Below are 17758 nucleotides of genomic sequence, written 5' to 3'. Positions count from 1 at the left end.
TAGAGTGATTTACACGTCCCCGCAGGGACACAACAAGCCGGGCTTATCGGTAGGTGACAAGCTCCGGCGCCCTCAACAGCTGCACATGGGCCTGGCTGTTGAAGGAGGCTAGTGCCACGTCGCGGCCGCGAAACTTCAGCTGGCTGAGCGACGTGTTGATGATCTGCCAGTTCAGCGCGAACGCCTGGCTGGGGGTAATACCGGTAACCAGGTGGAGCAGGGCGGCAATGGTGCCACCCGAGGTGAAGATAGCAACATGATCGCCGCTGCCGGCGCTGTCCAGCACGCGTTGCAGGCCCCCTTGTACGCGTGACGTAAACGAATGCCAGGTTTCCAGGCCATTATCGGCATGCTCGCCATCGTGCCAGCGCTGCACCATCAACGCGAACAGACGCTGAAACTCACTGCGATGCTGCGCAGCATTGCGCAGCACATGCAGGGCATCGGGCTCTTCCGGCAGCAGGTCGGGCAACAGGGCGCGGATCACACCGTCGGCATCGAACTCATTGAATGCGGCGTCGGTCTCAACCGCCGGCACCGGGCAGCCGTTGGCGTGCAGCGTCTGCAGCGCCAGCCGTGCGGTATCCTGCTGGCGGCGCAGGTCGCCAGCCACGCAGCGGTCCAGCCGCACGCCCAACTGGGCCAGGTGTTCACCCAAGGCCTGGCTCTGGCGCACGCCCACGGGCGAGAGGACGTCGTAGTCATCGGCACCGAAGGAGGCTTGGCCATGTCGAATCAGGTAGAGATTGCCCACGGAAGGTTCCGGCCTGTTGGAGGTTGCTGCGAGGTTAGGATGCGGCACACGGGCTGTCAACGAAAAAACATACAAGCGTTTGAAAAGGTTGTTTGAAAGATGTTGCCAGCGTTTACACCGGCTGGCAGCTCTACAGGCGCAACGGTATGCTTGCAACAGTGACGCGCCGTAGTGGCGCAGGCATTTAAGGAGTCAACGTGGAGTTTCTTGCCGAATACGCAAGCTTTCTCGCCAAAACCGCCACCCTGGTCATCGCCATCCTGGTGGTGCTGTCTGCCATCGCCGGGCTGCGTGGCAAAGGTCGGCGCAAATCGGGCGGGCAATTACAGGTCACCCGCCTGAACGATTTTTACAAGGACCTGCGTGAGCGCCTGGAGTCTGGCCTGCTCGACAAGGCCCAGCTCAAAGCACTGCGCAAGCGGCAGGCGAAGGCAGAAAAGCAGCAGAAGAAGGGCAAGGCCGAGTCCGAGGACAAGAGCCGGGTATTCGTGCTGGATTTCGATGGCGACATCAAAGCCTCGGCCACCGAAAGCCTGCGCAACGAAATCACCGCACTGCTGACGCTCGCCACCGCGCGTGACGAAGTGGTACTGCGCCTGGAAAGCGGCGGTGGCCTGGTGCACAGTTACGGCTTGGCTGCATCGCAACTGGCGCGTATTCGTCAGGCGGGCATCCCGTTGACCGTGTGCATCGACAAGGTGGCTGCCAGCGGTGGCTACATGATGGCCTGCATCGGCGAGAAGATCGTCAGTGCCCCATTCGCCGTACTGGGGTCTATTGGCGTGGTGGCGCAGTTGCCCAACGTCAACCGCCTGCTGAAAAAGCACGACATCGACTTCGAAGTGCTGACTGCTGGTGAATACAAGCGCACCCTGACCGTCTTTGGCGAAAACACCGAGAAGGGCCGGGAGAAGTTCCAGGAGGACCTGGACATCACTCACCAGTTGTTCAAGGATTTCGTCTCCCGCTATCGGCCGCAGTTGCACATCGACGAAGTGGCCACTGGCGAAGTCTGGCTGGGCGTGGCCGCCTTGAATCGCAAGCTGGTTGACGAGTTGCAGACCAGTGACGAGTACCTGAGCGACCGCGCACGCAACGCCAACCTGTTCCACCTGCACTATGCCGAACGCAAGAGCCTGCAGGAGCGTATTGGCATGGCCGCCAGCGGTACCGTGGAGAACACGGTGGTGGGCTTGTGGAGTAAACTCAGCCGCCTGCGCTAACACCTTGAACCCGTTGAAATTTTTTTTCGTTCAGGGGGTTGCAAGGTTAAAAGAATGAAGACATAATGGCGCCCATCGAAACGCAGCAAACTTTGAAAAAGGTTCAGCGTTTCAAGGAGATAGCAAAGCGCAAGCAGCTAGATCCGACCTTTGAGGCCGAGTAGCAAAGTGGTTATGCTCCGGATTGCAAATCCGTCTACGCCGGTTCGATTCCGACCTCGGCCTCCACCATTCGAAAGCCCCGCAGATTAACGTCTGCGGGGTTTTTCTTTATGGGTCGAAAAAACCAAGAGCTCGGTAACTTTTGGCATGGAGTTCCGAAACCTCTTAGCCAACCTTGAGTCGCAGTACTGCGTGATCAGGGCCGGCGTGCTGGGGGCCATTATGTCTAGTCAAACACTGAGCGCAGCTGCTTGAACCCGTAGATGTTGGCGGATGACCCGGTCCGGCTTGCGCTCGTCGTGTTGTTGTTCGGTCACTTCGTGGTTCTTGCGTGCAGGCGCCGCCTTTGCCGGGGACGCGTTATCGTTGAATTAGCGGTGATATGCTTCGTCGCTTACCAAACAGGGAGGGTGGTAATGAAACTGCGGGAGGGGCACAAGGCGTTTCAGGAATGGTTCACGCCGAGGCGGCGTAGGCGAGCGGGCGGAATCTTACTCGCCATCTGGGCTGTCGGCATCTTCATCTACCCTGGCCAGCACTGGATCTATGTATTGACGCCAGGGATCATGTGGTTCTTGAGCGCATGGCCGCCGGAGCTTCACGACAAGCGCTGAGTCTCTGGCGGGGCTGCTGAATAGCCGATTGTCCGATTCCGCTCACAGATGAGTCAGACGAATTTGCGTAAAACTGCACGTTCGCTATGGTGGCAATAAACCACCTGACTACAACTAAAGTCGTAGGAGCGCCTCATGAGAATACGCGGTGATGTTTTCTGGGCCTGGGCTGACCCGACGCTTCATCACCGAACTCACGACGAGACACTCGACGATGGGACATACATTGATGTTCAGACGCGACTGTCGCGGACAGGCAAAACGCAGATGTTCATCGGGGTGTATGCCCCTGGTGGCATGGCTATCCTTGAAGAGGCCTTCGATTCTCGCCCTGGCGAGTCGATGACCAGGGCGCTGGCGTGGGGCGTTGGCCGGGCCCGACGTGTCGCCGCTGAAGGTGCGCCTGCCGCAGGCTTTCTGGCGGCCTCGAAATAGCGGCCAGGCGCGCAGCGCCGGAGGTCGAGCGGCGACTTACCGTCATCAGCGAAGACGCAGTGCATGAAATCCCTGCGTCTCCAGACTTCCAGCAAGCCGGCAGGGAAGGCTTCATCGGCCTGGCCCGTTATCCTCGCTGGCCAGCGCCTTCTCTTTTGGACTTTTTCATCAAGTAGTCGCTGACATAGCGCACCGTGTTTTCCAAGGCCTGCGTCATGTCGGGATGGGTAAACGCGTACTTGCGCTCCAATTGCCTGCTGTTTCCCATGTCGAAGCGCTGCGTCTGAATAAAGTTCAAGGACTCGGCGCTGATCGCCAAGCGGGTCGCCAGTCCTGGAATCGTCAATATCGACCTGAGCAACCCTATGGGTACATGGCGGCGGGGGGCCTTGACCTTTAGCGTGTCTGCGATCTGCAAAAGCATTCCCTGCAAGTTCGGTGTTCGCTCATACAGCGCCAGAACTTGCCGGTTGGCCATGGAGGGGTCGAACGCCACGCAAGTTATCATGTTCACCAGATAATCGACGCTGACCAATGGCAACCAGTGACTGGCGGAACCGGGAACAGCTTTGAACCGGCCTTGTGCCAGATTGCGAATGAGTTCGGCAAGCGGTTGTCCGTCCAGGATATGCCCGTTCTCGCTGTGGCCGCACACCGTAGCAGGGTGAACAATCGTGTAATCCGCATCCGCGTCTTGCATATAGCGGATGACTGCAAAATGGGACTCGAGTTTGCTGCCTTCGTAGCCGCCTACACGGGCGTAGACCGCGGGCCAGTTTGTGTTTTCAGGGCACTGAATATCAACCCCGATACTAGCAAGGTGGTTGAGGTTTTGCAGCATGAAGCCGCCTACCATGAGCAATCGGATGCGCTGGTCGGCCGCAAGCCTGGCCACTCTCAAAGCACCTTGGACATTGACTGTGCGGGCGCGTTCCGGTGTCAGCCCCCAGGAAAATTCCGCCGCGAGATGGAAAAATACAGCGGCCGAAGTGACGCGTTCTTTGTCTGATTTGCTGAGGCCAAGCCCCTCCTGGCTGATATCGCCTTCAACGGCATGGATATACTCAGGGTTACCCCCCAGTTGGCCTACCTGCTCCTTGAGGCGCTCGATGTTGCCGGGGCTGCGCATCAGCACCCAGGTCTTGTGCCCTTGCGCAGTAAGACCGGCCAGCAAGTGTTGCCCCACAAAGCCGCTGCCGCCGGTGACAAAGCATTCCGCACTCATGTTTGAACCCTTGTTTGGATGATGGGCGCAGGCTAAGGTGTAGAGCCTGCTCTACAGTCAAGGATTTTTAACGTGAATATTGGAGAGTTGGAGCGCCGGAGTGGGCTCAGCCGCCATGCATTGCGCTATTACGAACAGCTCGGGCTTATCGAGCCACACCGACAAGCCAACAACTACCGCAGTTACAGTGAACAGACCGTTGTTGACTTGGCCTTCATACAGAGCGCCCAGAGCGGGGGCTTTTCACTTGCTGAGATCGGGGGCATCCTTGCGGCCAGGCGGGGTAACACGATCGACTGCGCGCAAGGCGCCGCCTTGGTCGCCGCCAAGATGGGCGAGATTCAAACGAAGATCACCACGCTACAAGCCGCTTATGTTTTTCTGGACGCGGAGCGTGCGAAGCTTGAAGCCAGTGCAATTGCCAATGGGCAGATGATTCCTTGACGTCCTGTCCATGACCCTTTTCGATCGAGCATCAGCCTTCAGGTAAGGTTACACCGCAGATAAACTCATGCGTCCCCAAGCGGTGCGAGCCGAATTCCACCACGTAGCCATCTCCTCTGCGCTCCGCCTCTGCCATGGCCGTTTTCTGGTCAGCATAAACGTCGACGAAATGCCATGGATGTCGGTCTCTCAGGACCCCCCATCCGATTACCCAGCCTTCCCGCGAAGGGTCCGGCGGCAGGTTCTTCGCCAAGCTTCGAATGGACATACCTAGCTCCTCAATATGCGCAGGCTCGCCATTGCAGGCTGAGCACTTTTCTTGAACCTCACCTCGCGGGCGTCGGTCTTTAGCATGAAGGATGAGTGATATTTCCAGGTTTGCTGATCAAATATTGAAATGTTCGTAGTCTATGGTTGAACGCAAGCCAATTTCACCAGCGAGGGAGTGAGGAAATGGATTATTCCAGCATGGTTGAATCGTTGGACAAGATGTTGAAAGCAACGGCTGCAGCCAAAGGCTGCCTCCAGCCGTCAGAGGCAAAGTGTCACCCATACCTCCGTAGCCATTCATCCGCGACGTCACCCATGGTTGATGGGGTGCCACTTTTGATCCAAAGCATGAATCCACGGTCGAACTTAAATGCCGCCCCGCACTCGCTGAGCAGAAACTGACGAACCTTCTGCGTGTTACGGTAGTGCTTGTCCAGTGGAGTCGTACGGGTAATCGGCCCAGCGTGCCAGTCGACGGTCATGGTCTGTTCCTTTGACTATTGAGAAGGCAAAAGCCCGTAGGTGGTCATCTACGGGCTTTGCGGTGGTTTCAAATAATCTGGGTCGGCCTGTCAGCCTTCGAACTGTATCACCATCCGGCCTTTGATCTTGCCCTCGAGCATCTCGTCAAAGATCTGGTTGATATCCTCGATCGGTCGCAGCGTCACCTTGGGCACCACTTTGCCTTCAGCGGCGAACTGGAAGGCTTCCTGCAGGTCCTGGCGTGTACCTACCAGCGAGCCCACTACTTCGATCCCATCAAGCACCAGGCGGGGAATATTCAGGTCCATGGACTCCGACGGAAGCCCGACGGCCACCAGTCGCCCGCCGGCGCGCAAGGCATCGACGGCCGAGTTGAACGCGCCTTTGGCCACAGCAGTCACGACGGCAGCATGTGCGCCACCGGTCTTGGCCTGGATGACCTTCGCGGCGTCTTCGTTGAGCGGGTTGACGACCAGATCCGCGCCCATCTCGCTGGCGAAGCGCAGTTGCTCTTCGTTGATGTCGATGGCGATCACTTTGGCGTTGAACACATGCTTGGCATATTGCAGGGCCAGGTTGCCCAGGCCGCCGAGGCCGTAGATGGCGATCCATTGGCCGGGGCGGACATTGGAGATCTTCACTGCCTTGTAGGTCGTGACGCCAGCGCAGGTGATGCTGCTGGCGGCAGCGGAGTCGAGGCCGTCGGGTACTTTAACCGAGTAGTCAGCCTTGACGATGCAGGCCTCGGCCATGCCGCCGTCCACGGTGTAGCCGGAATTCTTCACGTCGCGGCACAGGGTTTCGTTGCCGCTGTTGCAATATTCGCAATGTCCGCAACCCTGGTAGAACCAGGCAACGCTGGCTCGGTCGCCTGGCTTGAGCGAGGTGACGCCCGGGCCAACTTCCTGGACCACGCCAATACCTTCGTGGCCCAGTACTACACCGGTCTTGTCACCAAAATCGCCATTTTTCACGTGCAGGTCGGTGTGGCACACACCGCAGCACTGCATCTTCAGCAGCGCTTCGCCGTGTTCGAGAGGGCGCAGGGTTTTCTCTACCACGTCCACGCGACGGCCTGGTGCAACGACAGCAGCTTTCATAAGAGCCTCCGTGTCTATCCGATGTGAGCTTGGGGTATCGCCGGGACAGCATAGACCTTGCCTGCCCAGGCAAAACTGCTTCAGGTCATGGTCGTGGTGGACGCGCCCATAAAATGCCTGCGTATGCCTGACTGGCATGTGCGGAAAAAAGAAAAGCCCGCGGCAATGATGCGGCGGGCTGCAAGAACGTACGGAGCAGGGTCAGTGTGCCCATCCGGATGTCGGCATTTCGTGAAGAACCATAAAAAAGCCCGCCATGAAAGGCGGGCAAAAGACGTTTGAAGGGAGAGCCTGCAGGCTGCGCCGTGCCGGTTAACCCAGGATTAAGCGACAACGCATTGACCCGGCACCCTGATCAGCCTATATAGGCCTGCCATTATCCCAGGAGCCAGCATGCGCGACGAAGACGACCTGCACGAACCCGAGCACGATCACCTGCTCGACCACGAATTTCTCTACGACGACGTGGAGCCCGAGGCAGATGCCCAGGGCGCCGAGGATGAAGTGGAGGAAGACGAAGAAACGCTGGACGACCTCGATGACGAAGAGCGCGATCACCCAGCCTGGTTCGACGATTGCGACGACTGACTCAGCGACCATCCACCGAGAACCGGCCGGGCCCGCTTACCGCCAGCAACAGCAGGCCGCCCATGATGCTGAGGTTTTTCAGAAACTGGGTCATGTTGGCGCTGCGCTCGGGGTCGACCATGTTCCAGAACGGGTGGCCAAGCAGCGCCGTGCCCAGCACGAACAGCGCGAACAGGAACGCCAGCGGTCGTGTGTAGAAACCGAGGATCAACAGGATTGCGACGACGAACTCCATGATGACGGCAATCCCTGCCGCCAGCATCGGTGCAGGGGCGCCGAGTGAGGTCATATAGCCTACCGTGTCATCGAAGCCGGTCAGCTTGGCCCAGCCGGACAAGACGAACAGGATCATCAGCAGTATGCGGGCGATCAGGATAATGATGTCGCGTTGACCATCGAACAGGGAGTAGCGCATGGCGGCGTTCCAGTGGACGGGTACAAGCTCCACTTTAGCAGTTGCGCAAGACATTGCCGTCAGGCAGCAAAAAGGCGCCGCAAGGGCGCCTTTTCAACGAAGTTTGGTGCGAGTGGCGGGACTCGAACCCGCAAGGCTCACGCCGACAGATTTTAAGTCTGCTGTGTATACCAATTCCACCACACTCGCACGCTTGAAGGGGTCGCAACGACCAGCTCGCTTCTAAGCAGAAGGGCTTCGCAATCAAGCGCGCTTTATAACCCATTGTTATATTTGAGTCAACTGCAGCACCTATGATCAACAGATAGAGGGGTCGATCAAAAGGGCAATTGACACCTTGCCATCATCACGCAACTGTTGCCCGGTAAATGGCCCCGTGGGTGTTCCGCAATGACGCAGGGTGGAGTTGGCGAAGACATGGTGCGTCCACGATTATTCTGGCGGCTGTTGTTCGCGCAGGTGCTCGTGCTGGGTGCTTTTCTTTACATCAGCCTGATCAGCCTGGGCGGGTATCTGCTGTTGCTGGGCTTCGATGCAGAGCACTCACAGCAGCAGCGTATGTTGGCCCTGGCCGGCGGTGGTATGATCGTGCTGCTTAGCCTGTGGCTGCTGAAAGTGGCCATGCCACGGCGCATCAGCCCGGCGCTGTCCGAGCCGGAACGCTGACAGCCTGTAGTGGTTCAGCTGTCTACTGGCAGACACTCCGGGCTACGTTCATTTCCTCCCTCCTGCTGTGCCAGTGGAGTTTGCATGGTTCCAGCTGACTGTCTCGACTCTCCCGTCATGCCTGCCCATCGTTATGAACAGCTGGTTCAGTCGGTGGTGGATTATGCCATCTACATGCTTGACCCCTCCGGCCATGTGGTGTCGTGGAACGCCGGCGCGCAACGGATCAAGGGTTACCGTGGAGATGAAGTGATCGGCAAGCACTTTTCGTTGTTCTTCACCCCGCAGGATTGTGCGGATGGCCGCCCCGAGCAGTTGCTGCGCCAGGCGCTGGAGCAGGGTGTGGCGCAGGACGAAGGCTGGCGGGTGCGCAAGGACGGCACGCAGTTCTGGGCCCTGGCTGCACTGGATGTGATCCGTGATGAAAATGGCCAGATCATTGGCCTGGCCAAGGTGACACGCGATATCACTGACCGTCGCGAGTCGGCGCTGCAGCTGGACGCAGTGCGCGCCCAGCTGTTCCAGGCGCAGAAGCTTGAAGCCCTCGGCCAGTTGACCGGTGGTCTGGCGCACGACTTCAACAACATGTTGACCATCATCATCAGCTCGGCGCGCCTGGCGCTGGCCACCCAGGACCCGGCACGCGCCCAGCGCATGTTGCAGCACATTCTCGATGCCAGCCAGCGTGGTACCGAGCTGACCCAGCAATTGCTCAGCTTTGCCCGGCACCGCAAGCTCGATGTGGCCAGCGTTGCCCCTGCAGATTTGGTTACCGCTACGCGTGGCCTGCTTGAGCATGCTTTGCCAGGCTCAATTGACTTGGAGGTATTGCTGCAACCGGACCTGCCGCTGATCGAGGTGGATGCCGGGCAACTGCAGATGGTGTTGCTCAACCTGTTGTTCAATGCCCGTGACGCCATCGAGGGGCATGGCCGGATCAGCCTGACTGTCGATGTGGTCGAGCTGCTCGGCGAAGTTGAAGGGCTCAAGGGCAGCTTCGTACGCTTCAAGGTGGAAGACAGCGGCGAAGGTATACCCACAGAGATACTGCCGCGTATCTTTGAGCCGTTTTTCACCACCAAGCCTTTCGGCAAGGGCACCGGCCTGGGGCTTAGCCAGGCCTATGGTTTCGCCCGGCAAAGCGGCGGCGCCATTTGTGTCGATAGTGAGCCTGGCCGGGGAACTTGCATGCAACTGTACTTGCCAATGTATCAGGACCAGACGGATAGCCCACTCGACAGGTAGACAACATGGCACAGGCACTGAAGCGGCTGGTAACGGGGATCGACGGGCTCGACGCGTTGCTCAAGGGTGGCCTGGTAGCTGGCGCCTCCTACATTATCCAGGGGCCACCGGGGGCCGGTAAGACCATCCTCGCCAATCAGTTGGCCTGCGGCCATGTGCGGGGTGGTGGTCGGGTGCTGGTGGCCACCTTGCTGAGCGAGTCGCATGAACGCTTGTTCCAGTACCTGTCCACGCTGGACTTCTTCGACCCGGCGCTGGTCGGCGACCAAATCCAGTTCGTCAGCGCCTTTGACACCCTTGAGCAGGACGGGCTGGATGCGGTGGTGCGGTTGTTGCGTCAGGAAATCGCCCGGCAACAGGCCAGCCTGCTGATCGTCGACGGTGTGCTCAATGCCCGGGTGCGTGCGGAAACCGCGCTGGACACCAAAAAGTTCGTCTCTGAGCTGCAAGGGCATGCAGCCTTCGCCGGCTGCACCGTTCTGCTGTTGACCAGTGCCCGGCTGGACGAAGGCAGCCCGGAACACACCATGGTCGATGGCGTGATCGAACTGGGTGAGCAACTGGTGGGCAGCCGCGCCGTGCGCCATGTTCAGTTGCGCAAGACCCGTGGCAGTGGCGCGTTGTCGGGGCGTCACGAATGCCTTATCGATGAAACCGGCATGCAGGTCTATCCTCGCCTGGAAGCCCTGTTCAGCCACCCCAGCCAGTTGGGCAGCGGCACCTTGGCGCGCGTCAGCAGCGGTGTGCCAACCTTCGATGAAATGCTTGGCGGTGGCTTGGCCACTGGGTCAGTCAGCCTGTTGATGGGGCCTTCGGGAAGTGGCAAGACGTCATTGGGCCTGGCCTTTCTCGGTGCCAGCACCCCGCAGGCGCCGGGGTTGCATTTCGGTTTTTACGAAACGCCCGAACGCCTGCGCAGCAAGGCCGCTTCGCTCGGTTACGATTTTGCCGCGATGGAGCAGGGCGGTAGCTTGCAACTGTGCTGGCAGCCCACCACCGAAGGCTTGCTGGATCAGGTTGGCGCGCGGCTGCTGGAGCGTGTGGCGGCGCAGGGCAGCAAGCGCGTGGTGATCGACAGCCTTGGCGCATTCAGCCGGCTGGCAATTGACTCGACGCGGCTCAATGCGTTTTTCCGCGCGCTGGCGGGTGAGTTGCGCGCGCGCGATGTCAGTGTGATCCTGACCTGGGAGATGCGCGACATCTTCGGCGCGGAAATCAGCGCCCCCGCGCCGGACCTGTCGAGTATCGTCGACAACCTTATGCTGATGCGCTTTGTTGAGCTGGACTCGCAACTACGGCGCATGCTGTCGGTCCTCAAAGTACGTGACAGCCACCATGACCCGGCCTTGCACGAGCTGCTGATCGGGCCGCAAGGCATTACCTTGCGCAAGGCGTTCGAAGGTGCCTGCGGTGTGCTTTCGGGAACGCCGACGCCGCAGGGGAGCGGGTGACGGACGAGCCGATGAACACCATCCTGATTGTCGATGACGAATACCTGATCGCCGATATCCTCGGGTTTGCCCTTGAGGACGAAGGTTTCCTGGTGGAAAAGGCGAGCAATGGCTGCAAAGCACTGGAGGCGTTAAAGGAAAAACGCGTGCAACTGGTGATTACCGACTACATGATGCCGCTACTCAACGGCGAGGAGCTGGCGCGTGCCATACGTGAGGACCCGGCGTTAAGCGAGTTGCCAGTCATCCTCATGAGCGGCGCGCAGGCCAGCCAAGGATGTCCGGCCCTGTTTGCCGCAATATTCGACAAGCCTTTCGACATGGATGAGATGATCGCCACGGTGCATCAGTTAATTGGCACCTGAGGCTGGCGGTCGAGCGCATCCATGCCCCTTAGGGGAGGCTCAGTGCGAGTCTTCGTGCTTCTCCGGAGCCGGGCTGCCGGCCTGGATGCGTTTGAAGATCTCTTCTCGATGGACCTGAACATCTTTCGGTGCATCGATACCAATCCTCACCTGCATCCCTTTGACGCCCAGAATGGTGACTTTGATGTCATCGTTGATGACGATGCTTTCGCCAACCTTACGGGTGAGTATCAGCATGTAGTTCTCCTTGGTGATATAAAAATCCGTAGGGCTAGTTGCCCTGGCGGCGGGAGCTTGTCCCTCTTCCTTCTCATTAAAGACGCTTTCGGCGGATAGGAATTCCCCGACAGACAAATTCTGTTGCGTGTCTTCAGTTGCAGGTGCCAAAGCAAACCGTCAACGGTTTGTCGGCCAAGGCGCTCGCTGCCAAGAATAGGGGGGTTGGCGCCTAATGGGAAATTTCTTCGCATCATGGGCTGAATAGACAAGCTTAATGGTCCTCCTGTTCCTCGAGAGCCTGAAGAAACAACAGCAAGGCCACTTCCTCCGGGTCCAGGCCTTTGCGCGCACGTTTTTTCGGCAAATTGGCCAGGCGCCCCAAGGCATAGTGCTCCAGGACTGCCGGGTGGATGTAGCAGCGCCTGCACACGGCCGGCGTATTGCCCAGGCGCGTGGCTACCTGGCGGACTATCGCGGCGACCTGGCGTTTGGCTTCACTCTCCGGCTCCCAGGCCAAGGGCCTCAGCAGGTTCAATGCCAGGCTGCTGCCGGCCCAGGTGCGATAGTCCTTGGCGGTGAAATCGGCGCCGGTCAACTGCTGCAAAAACTGATTGACCTCGCTGGAGCCGACACTATGGCGCTGGCCGTTTTCATCCAGGTACTGAAACAGCGCCTGTCCAGGCAGTTCCATGCAGCGCTTGAGCAAGTTGGCCAGGCGCCGGTCGTTGAGGGTGACGCTGTGTTCGACGCCGCGCTTGCCGCGGAACTGGAAGCGAATGTTGCTGCCTTTGACCTGTACATGGCGATTGCGCAGGGTGGTCAGTCCATACGACTTGTTGTCGCGCAGGTAGCGCTGGTTGCCAATGCGAATCAGGGTGTGGTCCAGCAGGCTCACTACCAGCGCCATTACCTTTTCCCGGTCCAGCCCTGGCCGCGCCAGGTGGGCTTCCAACTGTGTGCGCAGCGTTGGCAGGGCCTGAGCGAACGCTAGCATGCGCCCGTATTTGTGCTGGTCGCGCAGTTCGCGCCACTGCGCGTGGTAGCGGTACTGCTTGCGGCCACGGGCATCGCGGCCAGTGGCTTGCAAATGGCCTTGCGGATCGGCGCAGATCCACACATCGGTGTAGGCCGGGGGAATCACCAGTGCGGCGATGCGCGAGAGGGTGTCGCTGTCGCGTACCCGTTGGCCATCGGCATCCAGATAGATGAAACGGTCGCGCCAGCGCCGACGGGTCAGGCCCGGCTGACTGTCGTCAACGTAGTGCAGGGTGCGCGGCAGGGGGCAGTCGAGCATGGGCTGCAGGCCTCGATCGGGTCACAGCTCAATGGACAATACGCGCGCGAAGGATGCTCAACCCAAAAGGGCCACCGACTTGATCTGGGCGAACAGTACCTGCCCTGTGTGCAAGCCGAGCTGGTCTGCCGAGAAGCGGGTGATGCGTGCAAGCAGGGCATTGCCCCCGGCATCCAGGCTGACCAGTACATGCGCCGGGTTGGCCGCCGGGCGGCTCTCGCGCACACGCACCGGCAGGCGGTTGAGGATGCTCGATGCGCTGTCCGCCGCCAGTGCCAGGCTGACGTCCCGGGCCTGCACCTTGACGCGCAGGGTACTGCCCATCACCTGCGCCGCGTGGGTGATGCGCAGCAGCGGCCCGCTGCTGCCGGGCAGGCGCAGGTCAAGCAGGCCGTAGTGCGGGTCGTGCCCTGCCACCGTACCCTCGAGCACCACGCCGGCATCGTCGCCCTGGGCCAGCGACAGGTCGAGGCGAGCCAGGGTCTCGCCGATCGGGCCGCTGGCGATTGCCCGGCCTTGTTCCATCAACACCAGGTGGTCGGCCAGTCGCGCGACTTCATCCTGGGCGTGGCTGACATATATCAGCGGGATGTCCAGTTCGTCGTGCAGGCGCTCCAGAAAGGGCAGTATCTCGCGCTTGCGCGGGCCGTCGAGGGCTGCCAGCGGCTCGTCCATCAACAACAGCCGTGGGCTGCTGAGCAGGGCGCGGGCAATACCCACCCGCTGCGCCTCGCCACCAGACAGGGTTGCCGGGCGGCGGTCCAGCAAGTGGCCGATACCCAGCAGTTGGCAAGCCTGGTCGAGGCTGACCTTGCGTTCTGCGGGCGCTACCCGGCGCCAGCCGAACGCAAGGTTGCCGCGCACCGACAGGTGCGGGAACAGGCTGGCTTCCTGGAACACATAGCCCACCGGGCGCAGGTGCGGTGCCTGGAAGTGGCCACGGGTGCTGTCTTCCCAGACTTCGCCGTTGACTTCGATATAGGCGCTGGCTGCCCGTTCCAGCCCGGCCAGGCAGCGCAGGCAGCTGGTTTTACCAGAGCCGGAGTGGCCGAACAGCGCGCTGATGCCGCGCCCGGGCAAGTGCAGGTCGACGTCCAGGGTAAAGTCGTCGCGCGCCAGTTTCAGGCGCGCCACAATCGATGCGGTCATTTCAGCTCCAGCCAGCTTTGCCGCGGCGTCCAGCGTACAGCAGAAGCAGCACCAGGAAAGAGAACACCAGCATGGCACCGGCCAGCCAGTGGGCTTGCGAGTACTCCATGGCTTCGACGTGATCGAAAATTTGCACCGAAACCACGCGGGTCTTGTCGGGGATGTTGCCACCGATCATCAGTACGACGCCAAACTCGCCTACCGTGTGGGCAAAGCCGAGGATGCTGGCAGTGACGAAGCCAGGGCGGGCCAGCGGCAGCACCACATGAACGAAGGTGTCCCATGGGCTGGCGCGCAGGGTGGCGGCGACTTCCAGGGGTCGCTGGCCGATTGCGCCAAAGGCATTCTGCAGGGGTTGTACCACGAACGGCAGGGAGTACACCGTCGAGCCAATCACCAGGCCTGTGAAGCTGAACACCACAGTGCCCAGGCCCAGCGCCTGGGTGGCCTGGCCGAGCCAGCCGTGCGGGCCAAGGGCGATCAACAGATAAAAGCCGATCACCGTCGGTGGCAGTACCAGCGGCAGTGCCACCACCGCCCCCACCGGCCCGCGCAGCCATGAGCGCGTGCGCGCGAGCCACCAGGCGACGGGTGTGCCGATAACCAGCAGGATCAGCGTGGTCAGGCTGGCCAGTTTCACGGTCAGCCAGATGGCTCCCAGGTCACTGGCATCCAGTGGCATCAGCGTTCATAACCATAGGATTTGATCACCGCTTCGGCTTTCGGGCCTTTGAGGTATTCGACCAGAGCCTTGGCGGCCGCATTGTCCTTGCCTTTGTTGAGGATGACAGCGTCCTGGCGGATCGGGTCGTGCAGATTGGACGGCACGATCCAGGCCGACCCATTGGCCACCTTGCCATCCCTGTAGATCTGCGACAGGGCGACGAAGCCCAGCTCGGCGTTGCCGGTGGAGACGAACTGGAAGGCCTGGGTGATGTTCTGGCCTTCGACGATCTTGCCTTTGGTGGCCTCGGTGAGCTTCAGCCTGTCCAGTACCTGGGTGGCGGCCAGGCCGTAAGGTGCAGCTTTCGGGTTGGCGATGGACAGGTGTTTATATGCGTTCTTCTTCAGCACTTCACCCTTGGAGTCTACGTAGCCTTCCTTCGCAGACCACAGGGCCAGGGTGCCGATGGCGTAGGTAAAGCGCGAACCGGGTACGGTTTCCTTTTCTGCTTCAAGCTTCTTGGGGGTGGTGTCGTCAGCGGCGAGGAACATGTCGAACGGAGCACCGTTCTTGATCTGCGCATAGAACTGCCCGGTGGCGCCATAGGCCGCGACCAGTTTGTGGCCAGTGTCTTTTTCGAAGGCCTTGGCGATGGCCTGGACAGGGGCTGTGAAGTTGGCTGCGACCGCGACCTGGACTTCGTCGGCCCAGGCCGTGTTGAGGGCCAGCAGGCTGAGCAGGGCTGTGAAGGTCACCTGGGGCGAGGGCAAGCGCATGAAGACAGATCCTTGAGGTTATCGTTATAGCCATAACTATATAGCGATAAACCAGTTGCCGTGAAGAGGCCTGGCCTGCCTGTCAGAATGCCTGGTGACCGATCACTGCCAGTGCCTTCCCGGCGATCTCCCGGGTCAGCTCACCTGCTGGCATGTGCCGCCCCAGCCGCAATGCCTGCCCCGACCAAAGATTACTGAAGTCACTATTACCCTGCGGATCGGTGATCGCCCGTAAAGGCATCAATGCCCCACCCGCCAGCGGAAAGCGCGGTGCAAGTTCGCTCATCGGCCCTAGCTCGCGCATGATGCGGTTGTTGATGCCACGTGCCGGGAGGCCGGTAAAAAGGTTGGTCAGCGCGGTGTCGCTGGCAGGCGCGCTGTCCAGCGCCCGGCGATGCGCTGGCGACACCTTGGCCTCGGGGCAGAACAGGTAAGCCGTGCCGATCTGCACTGCCGAGGCGCCCAGGGCCAGTGCCGCCAACAGCCCGCGGTGGTCGCCGATACCACCGGCGGCAATCACCGGCACGCTGACGGCATCGGCCACCTGCGGTACCAGAGCGAAGGTGCCTATCTGGCTGGTGATGTCATCGCTGAGGAACATGCCACGATGGCCACCGGCTTCATAACCCATGGCGATGATCGCGTCGCAGCCATTGCGCTCCAGCCAGACCGCTTCTTCCACGGTCGTGGCGCTGGACAGTACCTTGGCACCGCTGGCTTTTACCCGCTGCAGCAGCTCGGGCTTGGGCAGACCGAAGTGGAAGCTCACCACCTCAGGGCGCAAGGCTTCGACCAACTGGCAGCTCTGCTCGTCGAAAGGCGCGCGGTTGGACACTGGCGTTGGCGCTGCGAAATCGGCGCCCACTTCGCTGTAATAGGGCTCAAGTGCCTGCTTCCAGCGCGCATCGCGTTCGGCATCGGGCGCTGGTGGCTGGTGGCAGAAGAAGTTCAGGTTCAGCGGGCGCCCCGGGCAGCCGGCGCGGAATGCGGCGATCTCGGCGCGCACCTGTTCGCCGCTGAGCATTGCGCAGGGCAGGGCGCCCAAGCCACCTGCCCGGCCCACCGCAATGGCCATGGCCGAGCCGGTGGCCCCCGCCATGGGGGCCTGCAGAATGGGCAGCTCGATGCCCAGCAGGTCGAGGATACGGCGGTCGGGCCAATGGCTCATGCGATTCTCCTTGCGTGGGGCGAGCGGTGCGGCGAGTCTTACAGGGCCTTGCTGACCTGGATGTCGCTGATTTTGTCGGCGTCTTCGCCGTGGATCTTGCGCAGGGCCTCGAGGGCTTGCTCTTGCGAGGCATCGGGCATCAACGCGAAATCCCAGCGACGCTGGCCGTCGAGCTTGTATTTGATGACGTACTTGATGGTCTGGGTCATGGTGGCCTTATCTGAGTTTCGACGACGAGCGACGGATGATCTTGATCTTGTGGGTCAGGGATGGCTTGCGGGTGACCGAGATCGGGCGAGTGGTCACGGTATCGATGGTGATGTTCCAGAAGCCGGTGCTGGGTACGGTGATCTTCGCCGGAAACTTCTCGAAATGGCCGCCATGGTAAGTATGACGGCCGCCGTTCTTGAAGCTGCGGAAGTTGGCGTCGTTCATCAGGCGGATATTGCAGCGCTGGGAGCACTCGATGACGACGATATCGTCCTCGTTGAGGTGCTCGCGCTGGTGTACGAATTTCATGTGATGCTCCGCAAGGTTTGGATCTGCAAAAGCAAAAGATACCACGATGTGCCGTTACACTGCCGCGCTGATCGCCAGGCGTAGATAATTCTGCCAAAGCAGGGAGCAAATCCGCCTGAATGTGGTCGAAGCAAATTCTTGAAGGCAGAGGTGCTGCAAATGAAGTGGATGGTGGCGGCGTTGTCGCTGGCGCTCGGTGGCTGCGTGAGCGTCGCGGAGCTGGAGCAATCGCGCGAAACGCTGGATGTGATCTCTGGCAAGAGCCCGCGCGCCTATGCCGATTGCGTAAAGGAGAAGCTGGCCGATACGCGCGACCCGCTGACCGAAGAGCCGCGTGGCGACGGCCTGCGGCTGATCGTACCGCAGAAAATCACCTCAGGTGCTGGCCCGGCAGCGCTGGTGGATATCGACAAGCGTGGCAGCGGCAGCAGCATCAAACTGCACGAGCGGCTGAATAACTTCCCGCTGCGCCTGGGGGATGTGCGCACTGCCGCCACCGAATGCATCTCAGGAAGTTGATCTGAAGCAA

The 17758-nt window shown here is 60.5% G+C and carries 24 protein-coding genes and 2 tRNA genes; 11 read left to right on the top strand and 15 right to left on the bottom strand.

Annotated elements, in window-relative coordinates; all coding sequences use genetic code 11:
* Positions 1 to 43 precede the first annotated feature (43 nt).
* On the bottom strand, positions 44 to 754 hold the full coding sequence (locus INQ47_RS15405) for a histidine phosphatase family protein (RefSeq protein ID WP_404702041.1): 711 nt from the start codon (positions 752 to 754) through the stop codon (positions 44 to 46).
* Positions 755 to 951: 197 nt separating this feature from the next.
* Here INQ47_RS15405 and sohB point away from each other — a divergent pair, with 197 nt between their 5' ends.
* From sohB to INQ47_RS15385, 4 genes are all read left to right on the top strand, one after another.
* Positions 952 to 1977, top strand: coding sequence for a protease SohB (gene sohB / locus INQ47_RS15400; protein ID WP_404702040.1), 1026 nt, complete (start codon positions 952 to 954; stop codon positions 1975 to 1977).
* A 154-nt stretch (positions 1978 to 2131) separates the two neighbouring features.
* A tRNA-Cys gene (locus tag INQ47_RS15395) sits at positions 2132 to 2205 on the top strand.
* A gap of 350 nt (positions 2206 to 2555) precedes the next feature.
* Positions 2556 to 2753, top strand: a complete 198-nt coding sequence (locus INQ47_RS15390; protein ID WP_176682367.1) for a hypothetical protein — start codon at positions 2556 to 2558, stop codon at positions 2751 to 2753.
* Positions 2754 to 2888: 135 nt separating this feature from the next.
* Positions 2889 to 3188 (top strand): hypothetical protein, encoded by a 300-nt coding sequence (locus INQ47_RS15385; RefSeq protein ID WP_010954670.1) that lies wholly within the window; start codon positions 2889 to 2891, stop codon positions 3186 to 3188.
* A 127-nt stretch (positions 3189 to 3315) separates the two neighbouring features.
* Here the strand turns inward: INQ47_RS15385 and INQ47_RS15380 are convergent, their stop codons facing one another.
* A complete protein-coding gene (locus INQ47_RS15380) occupies positions 3316 to 4413 on the bottom strand; it encodes an SDR family oxidoreductase (protein WP_404702039.1) in 1098 nt (365 codons plus the stop codon).
* Between the two features lie 72 nt (positions 4414 to 4485).
* Here INQ47_RS15380 and INQ47_RS15375 point away from each other — a divergent pair, with 72 nt between their 5' ends.
* Positions 4486 to 4857, top strand: coding sequence for a MerR family transcriptional regulator (locus tag INQ47_RS15375; RefSeq protein ID WP_404702038.1), 372 nt, complete (start codon positions 4486 to 4488; stop codon positions 4855 to 4857).
* A 31-nt stretch (positions 4858 to 4888) separates the two neighbouring features.
* Here INQ47_RS15375 and INQ47_RS15370 read toward each other — a convergent pair whose 3' ends face one another.
* From INQ47_RS15370 to adhP, 3 genes are all read right to left on the bottom strand, one after another.
* On the bottom strand, positions 4889 to 5125 hold the full coding sequence (locus tag INQ47_RS15370) for a hypothetical protein (protein ID WP_404702037.1): 237 nt from the start codon (positions 5123 to 5125) through the stop codon (positions 4889 to 4891).
* A gap of 277 nt (positions 5126 to 5402) precedes the next feature.
* Positions 5403 to 5609 carry a DUF6434 domain-containing protein gene (locus INQ47_RS15365; RefSeq protein WP_019438758.1) on the bottom strand — a complete coding sequence of 69 codons (207 nt, stop codon included), beginning with the start codon at positions 5607 to 5609 and terminating at the stop codon, positions 5403 to 5405.
* A 90-nt stretch (positions 5610 to 5699) separates the two neighbouring features.
* On the bottom strand, positions 5700 to 6710 hold the full coding sequence (gene adhP / locus INQ47_RS15360) for an alcohol dehydrogenase AdhP (RefSeq protein WP_404702036.1): 1011 nt from the start codon (positions 6708 to 6710) through the stop codon (positions 5700 to 5702).
* A gap of 393 nt (positions 6711 to 7103) precedes the next feature.
* Here adhP and INQ47_RS15355 point away from each other — a divergent pair, with 393 nt between their 5' ends.
* Entirely contained in the window at positions 7104 to 7298 is a 195-nt protein-coding gene (locus INQ47_RS15355; RefSeq protein ID WP_003250932.1) for a hypothetical protein, read from the top strand.
* A 1-nt stretch (position 7299) separates the two neighbouring features.
* Here the strand turns inward: INQ47_RS15355 and INQ47_RS15350 are convergent, their stop codons facing one another.
* Both INQ47_RS15350 and INQ47_RS15345 read right to left on the bottom strand, forming a co-directional pair.
* On the bottom strand, positions 7300 to 7713 hold the full coding sequence (locus tag INQ47_RS15350) for a DoxX family protein (RefSeq protein WP_404702035.1): 414 nt from the start codon (positions 7711 to 7713) through the stop codon (positions 7300 to 7302).
* 104 nt (positions 7714 to 7817) lie between these two features.
* A tRNA-Leu gene (locus INQ47_RS15345) sits at positions 7818 to 7902 on the bottom strand.
* Between the two features lie 201 nt (positions 7903 to 8103).
* Here INQ47_RS15345 and INQ47_RS15340 point away from each other — a divergent pair.
* From INQ47_RS15340 to INQ47_RS15325, 4 genes are all read left to right on the top strand, one after another.
* The gene (locus tag INQ47_RS15340; protein ID WP_404702034.1) at positions 8104 to 8379 is read left to right on the top strand and encodes a hypothetical protein; all 276 of its coding nucleotides are present in this window, start codon (positions 8104 to 8106) and stop codon (positions 8377 to 8379) included.
* An 84-nt stretch (positions 8380 to 8463) separates the two neighbouring features.
* Positions 8464 to 9624 carry a nitrogen regulation protein NR(II) gene (locus INQ47_RS15335; protein ID WP_404702033.1) on the top strand — a complete coding sequence of 387 codons (1161 nt, stop codon included), beginning with the start codon at positions 8464 to 8466 and terminating at the stop codon, positions 9622 to 9624.
* A gap of 5 nt (positions 9625 to 9629) precedes the next feature.
* Complete coding sequence (locus INQ47_RS15330; RefSeq protein WP_404702032.1) at positions 9630 to 11075, top strand: ATPase domain-containing protein; 1446 nt, start codon at positions 9630 to 9632, stop codon at positions 11073 to 11075.
* Between the two features lie 11 nt (positions 11076 to 11086).
* On the top strand, positions 11087 to 11440 hold the full coding sequence (locus INQ47_RS15325; RefSeq protein ID WP_010954660.1) for a response regulator: 354 nt from the start codon (positions 11087 to 11089) through the stop codon (positions 11438 to 11440).
* A gap of 39 nt (positions 11441 to 11479) precedes the next feature.
* On the opposite strand, the gene csrA is transcribed toward INQ47_RS15325, so the two are convergent.
* From csrA to INQ47_RS15285, 8 genes are all read right to left on the bottom strand, one after another.
* Positions 11480 to 11677: a carbon storage regulator CsrA gene (gene csrA, locus INQ47_RS15320; RefSeq protein WP_012051904.1), complete on the bottom strand. Its 198-nt coding sequence runs from the start codon at positions 11675 to 11677 to the stop codon at positions 11480 to 11482.
* A gap of 253 nt (positions 11678 to 11930) precedes the next feature.
* Positions 11931 to 12953 carry a DNA topoisomerase IB gene (locus INQ47_RS15315; RefSeq protein WP_176682376.1) on the bottom strand — a complete coding sequence of 341 codons (1023 nt, stop codon included), beginning with the start codon at positions 12951 to 12953 and terminating at the stop codon, positions 11931 to 11933.
* Positions 12954 to 13010: 57 nt separating this feature from the next.
* The gene (gene modC, locus INQ47_RS15310) at positions 13011 to 14102 is read right to left on the bottom strand and encodes a molybdenum ABC transporter ATP-binding protein (RefSeq protein WP_404702031.1); all 1092 of its coding nucleotides are present in this window, start codon (positions 14100 to 14102) and stop codon (positions 13011 to 13013) included.
* Position 14103: 1 nt separating this feature from the next.
* Positions 14104 to 14784: a molybdate ABC transporter permease subunit gene (gene modB, locus INQ47_RS15305; RefSeq protein WP_103462322.1), complete on the bottom strand. Its 681-nt coding sequence runs from the start codon at positions 14782 to 14784 to the stop codon at positions 14104 to 14106.
* Positions 14784 to 15542 carry a molybdate ABC transporter substrate-binding protein gene (gene modA / locus INQ47_RS15300; RefSeq protein ID WP_404702030.1) on the bottom strand — a complete coding sequence of 253 codons (759 nt, stop codon included), beginning with the start codon at positions 15540 to 15542 and terminating at the stop codon, positions 14784 to 14786. The genes modB and modA overlap by 1 nt, the downstream gene beginning before the upstream one ends.
* A gap of 82 nt (positions 15543 to 15624) precedes the next feature.
* A complete protein-coding gene (locus INQ47_RS15295) occupies positions 15625 to 16710 on the bottom strand; it encodes an NAD(P)H-dependent flavin oxidoreductase (RefSeq protein WP_404702029.1) in 1086 nt (361 codons plus the stop codon).
* A gap of 38 nt (positions 16711 to 16748) precedes the next feature.
* Positions 16749 to 16919 (bottom strand): hypothetical protein, encoded by a 171-nt coding sequence (locus tag INQ47_RS15290; protein ID WP_021784251.1) that lies wholly within the window; start codon positions 16917 to 16919, stop codon positions 16749 to 16751.
* Positions 16920 to 16926: 7 nt separating this feature from the next.
* A complete protein-coding gene (locus INQ47_RS15285) occupies positions 16927 to 17229 on the bottom strand; it encodes a DUF1883 domain-containing protein (RefSeq protein WP_201207347.1) in 303 nt (100 codons plus the stop codon).
* Positions 17230 to 17388: 159 nt separating this feature from the next.
* On the opposite strand from INQ47_RS15285, the gene INQ47_RS15280 reads away from it, so the two are divergent.
* Positions 17389 to 17748 (top strand): hypothetical protein, encoded by a 360-nt coding sequence (locus INQ47_RS15280; RefSeq protein ID WP_252458391.1) that lies wholly within the window; start codon positions 17389 to 17391, stop codon positions 17746 to 17748.
* The last annotated feature ends 10 nt before the right edge of the window (positions 17749 to 17758 follow it).

The organism is Pseudomonas sp. 3HC3 (assembly GCF_044904505.1).
GTDB lineage: Bacteria > Pseudomonadota > Gammaproteobacteria > Pseudomonadales > Pseudomonadaceae > Aquipseudomonas > Aquipseudomonas putida_Y.
This window is presented reverse-complemented; position numbering and strand designations above follow the sequence as displayed.

Coding starts and splice junctions, on each gene's coding strand:
- INQ47_RS15390 (WP_176682367.1), top strand. CDS start 2,556: ATGAAACTGCGGGAGGGGCACAAGGCGTTTCAGGAATGGTTCACGCCG.
- INQ47_RS15385 (WP_010954670.1), top strand. CDS start 2,889: ATGAGAATACGCGGTGATGTTTTCTGGGCCTGGGCTGACCCGACGCTT.
- INQ47_RS15380 (WP_404702039.1), bottom strand. CDS start 4,413: ATGAGTGCGGAATGCTTTGTCACCGGCGGCAGCGGCTTTGTGGGGCAA.
- INQ47_RS15370 (WP_404702037.1), bottom strand. CDS start 5,125: ATGTCCATTCGAAGCTTGGCGAAGAACCTGCCGCCGGACCCTTCGCGG.
- INQ47_RS15365 (WP_019438758.1), bottom strand. CDS start 5,609: ATGACCGTCGACTGGCACGCTGGGCCGATTACCCGTACGACTCCACTG.
- adhP (WP_404702036.1), bottom strand. CDS start 6,710: ATGAAAGCTGCTGTCGTTGCACCAGGCCGTCGCGTGGACGTGGTAGAG.
- INQ47_RS15355 (WP_003250932.1), top strand. CDS start 7,104: ATGCGCGACGAAGACGACCTGCACGAACCCGAGCACGATCACCTGCTC.
- INQ47_RS15350 (WP_404702035.1), bottom strand. CDS start 7,713: ATGCGCTACTCCCTGTTCGATGGTCAACGCGACATCATTATCCTGATC.
- INQ47_RS15340 (WP_404702034.1), top strand. CDS start 8,104: ATGACGCAGGGTGGAGTTGGCGAAGACATGGTGCGTCCACGATTATTC.
- INQ47_RS15335 (WP_404702033.1), top strand. CDS start 8,464: ATGGTTCCAGCTGACTGTCTCGACTCTCCCGTCATGCCTGCCCATCGT.
- INQ47_RS15330 (WP_404702032.1), top strand. CDS start 9,630: ATGGCACAGGCACTGAAGCGGCTGGTAACGGGGATCGACGGGCTCGAC.
- INQ47_RS15325 (WP_010954660.1), top strand. CDS start 11,087: ATGAACACCATCCTGATTGTCGATGACGAATACCTGATCGCCGATATC.
- csrA (WP_012051904.1), bottom strand. CDS start 11,677: ATGCTGATACTCACCCGTAAGGTTGGCGAAAGCATCGTCATCAACGAT.
- INQ47_RS15315 (WP_176682376.1), bottom strand. CDS start 12,953: ATGCTCGACTGCCCCCTGCCGCGCACCCTGCACTACGTTGACGACAGT.
- modC (WP_404702031.1), bottom strand. CDS start 14,102: ATGACCGCATCGATTGTGGCGCGCCTGAAACTGGCGCGCGACGACTTT.
- modB (WP_103462322.1), bottom strand. CDS start 14,784: ATGCCACTGGATGCCAGTGACCTGGGAGCCATCTGGCTGACCGTGAAA.
- modA (WP_404702030.1), bottom strand. CDS start 15,542: ATGCGCTTGCCCTCGCCCCAGGTGACCTTCACAGCCCTGCTCAGCCTG.
- INQ47_RS15295 (WP_404702029.1), bottom strand. CDS start 16,710: ATGAGCCATTGGCCCGACCGCCGTATCCTCGACCTGCTGGGCATCGAG.
- INQ47_RS15290 (WP_021784251.1), bottom strand. CDS start 16,919: ATGACCCAGACCATCAAGTACGTCATCAAATACAAGCTCGACGGCCAG.
- INQ47_RS15285 (WP_201207347.1), bottom strand. CDS start 17,229: ATGAAATTCGTACACCAGCGCGAGCACCTCAACGAGGACGATATCGTC.
- INQ47_RS15280 (WP_252458391.1), top strand. CDS start 17,389: ATGAAGTGGATGGTGGCGGCGTTGTCGCTGGCGCTCGGTGGCTGCGTG.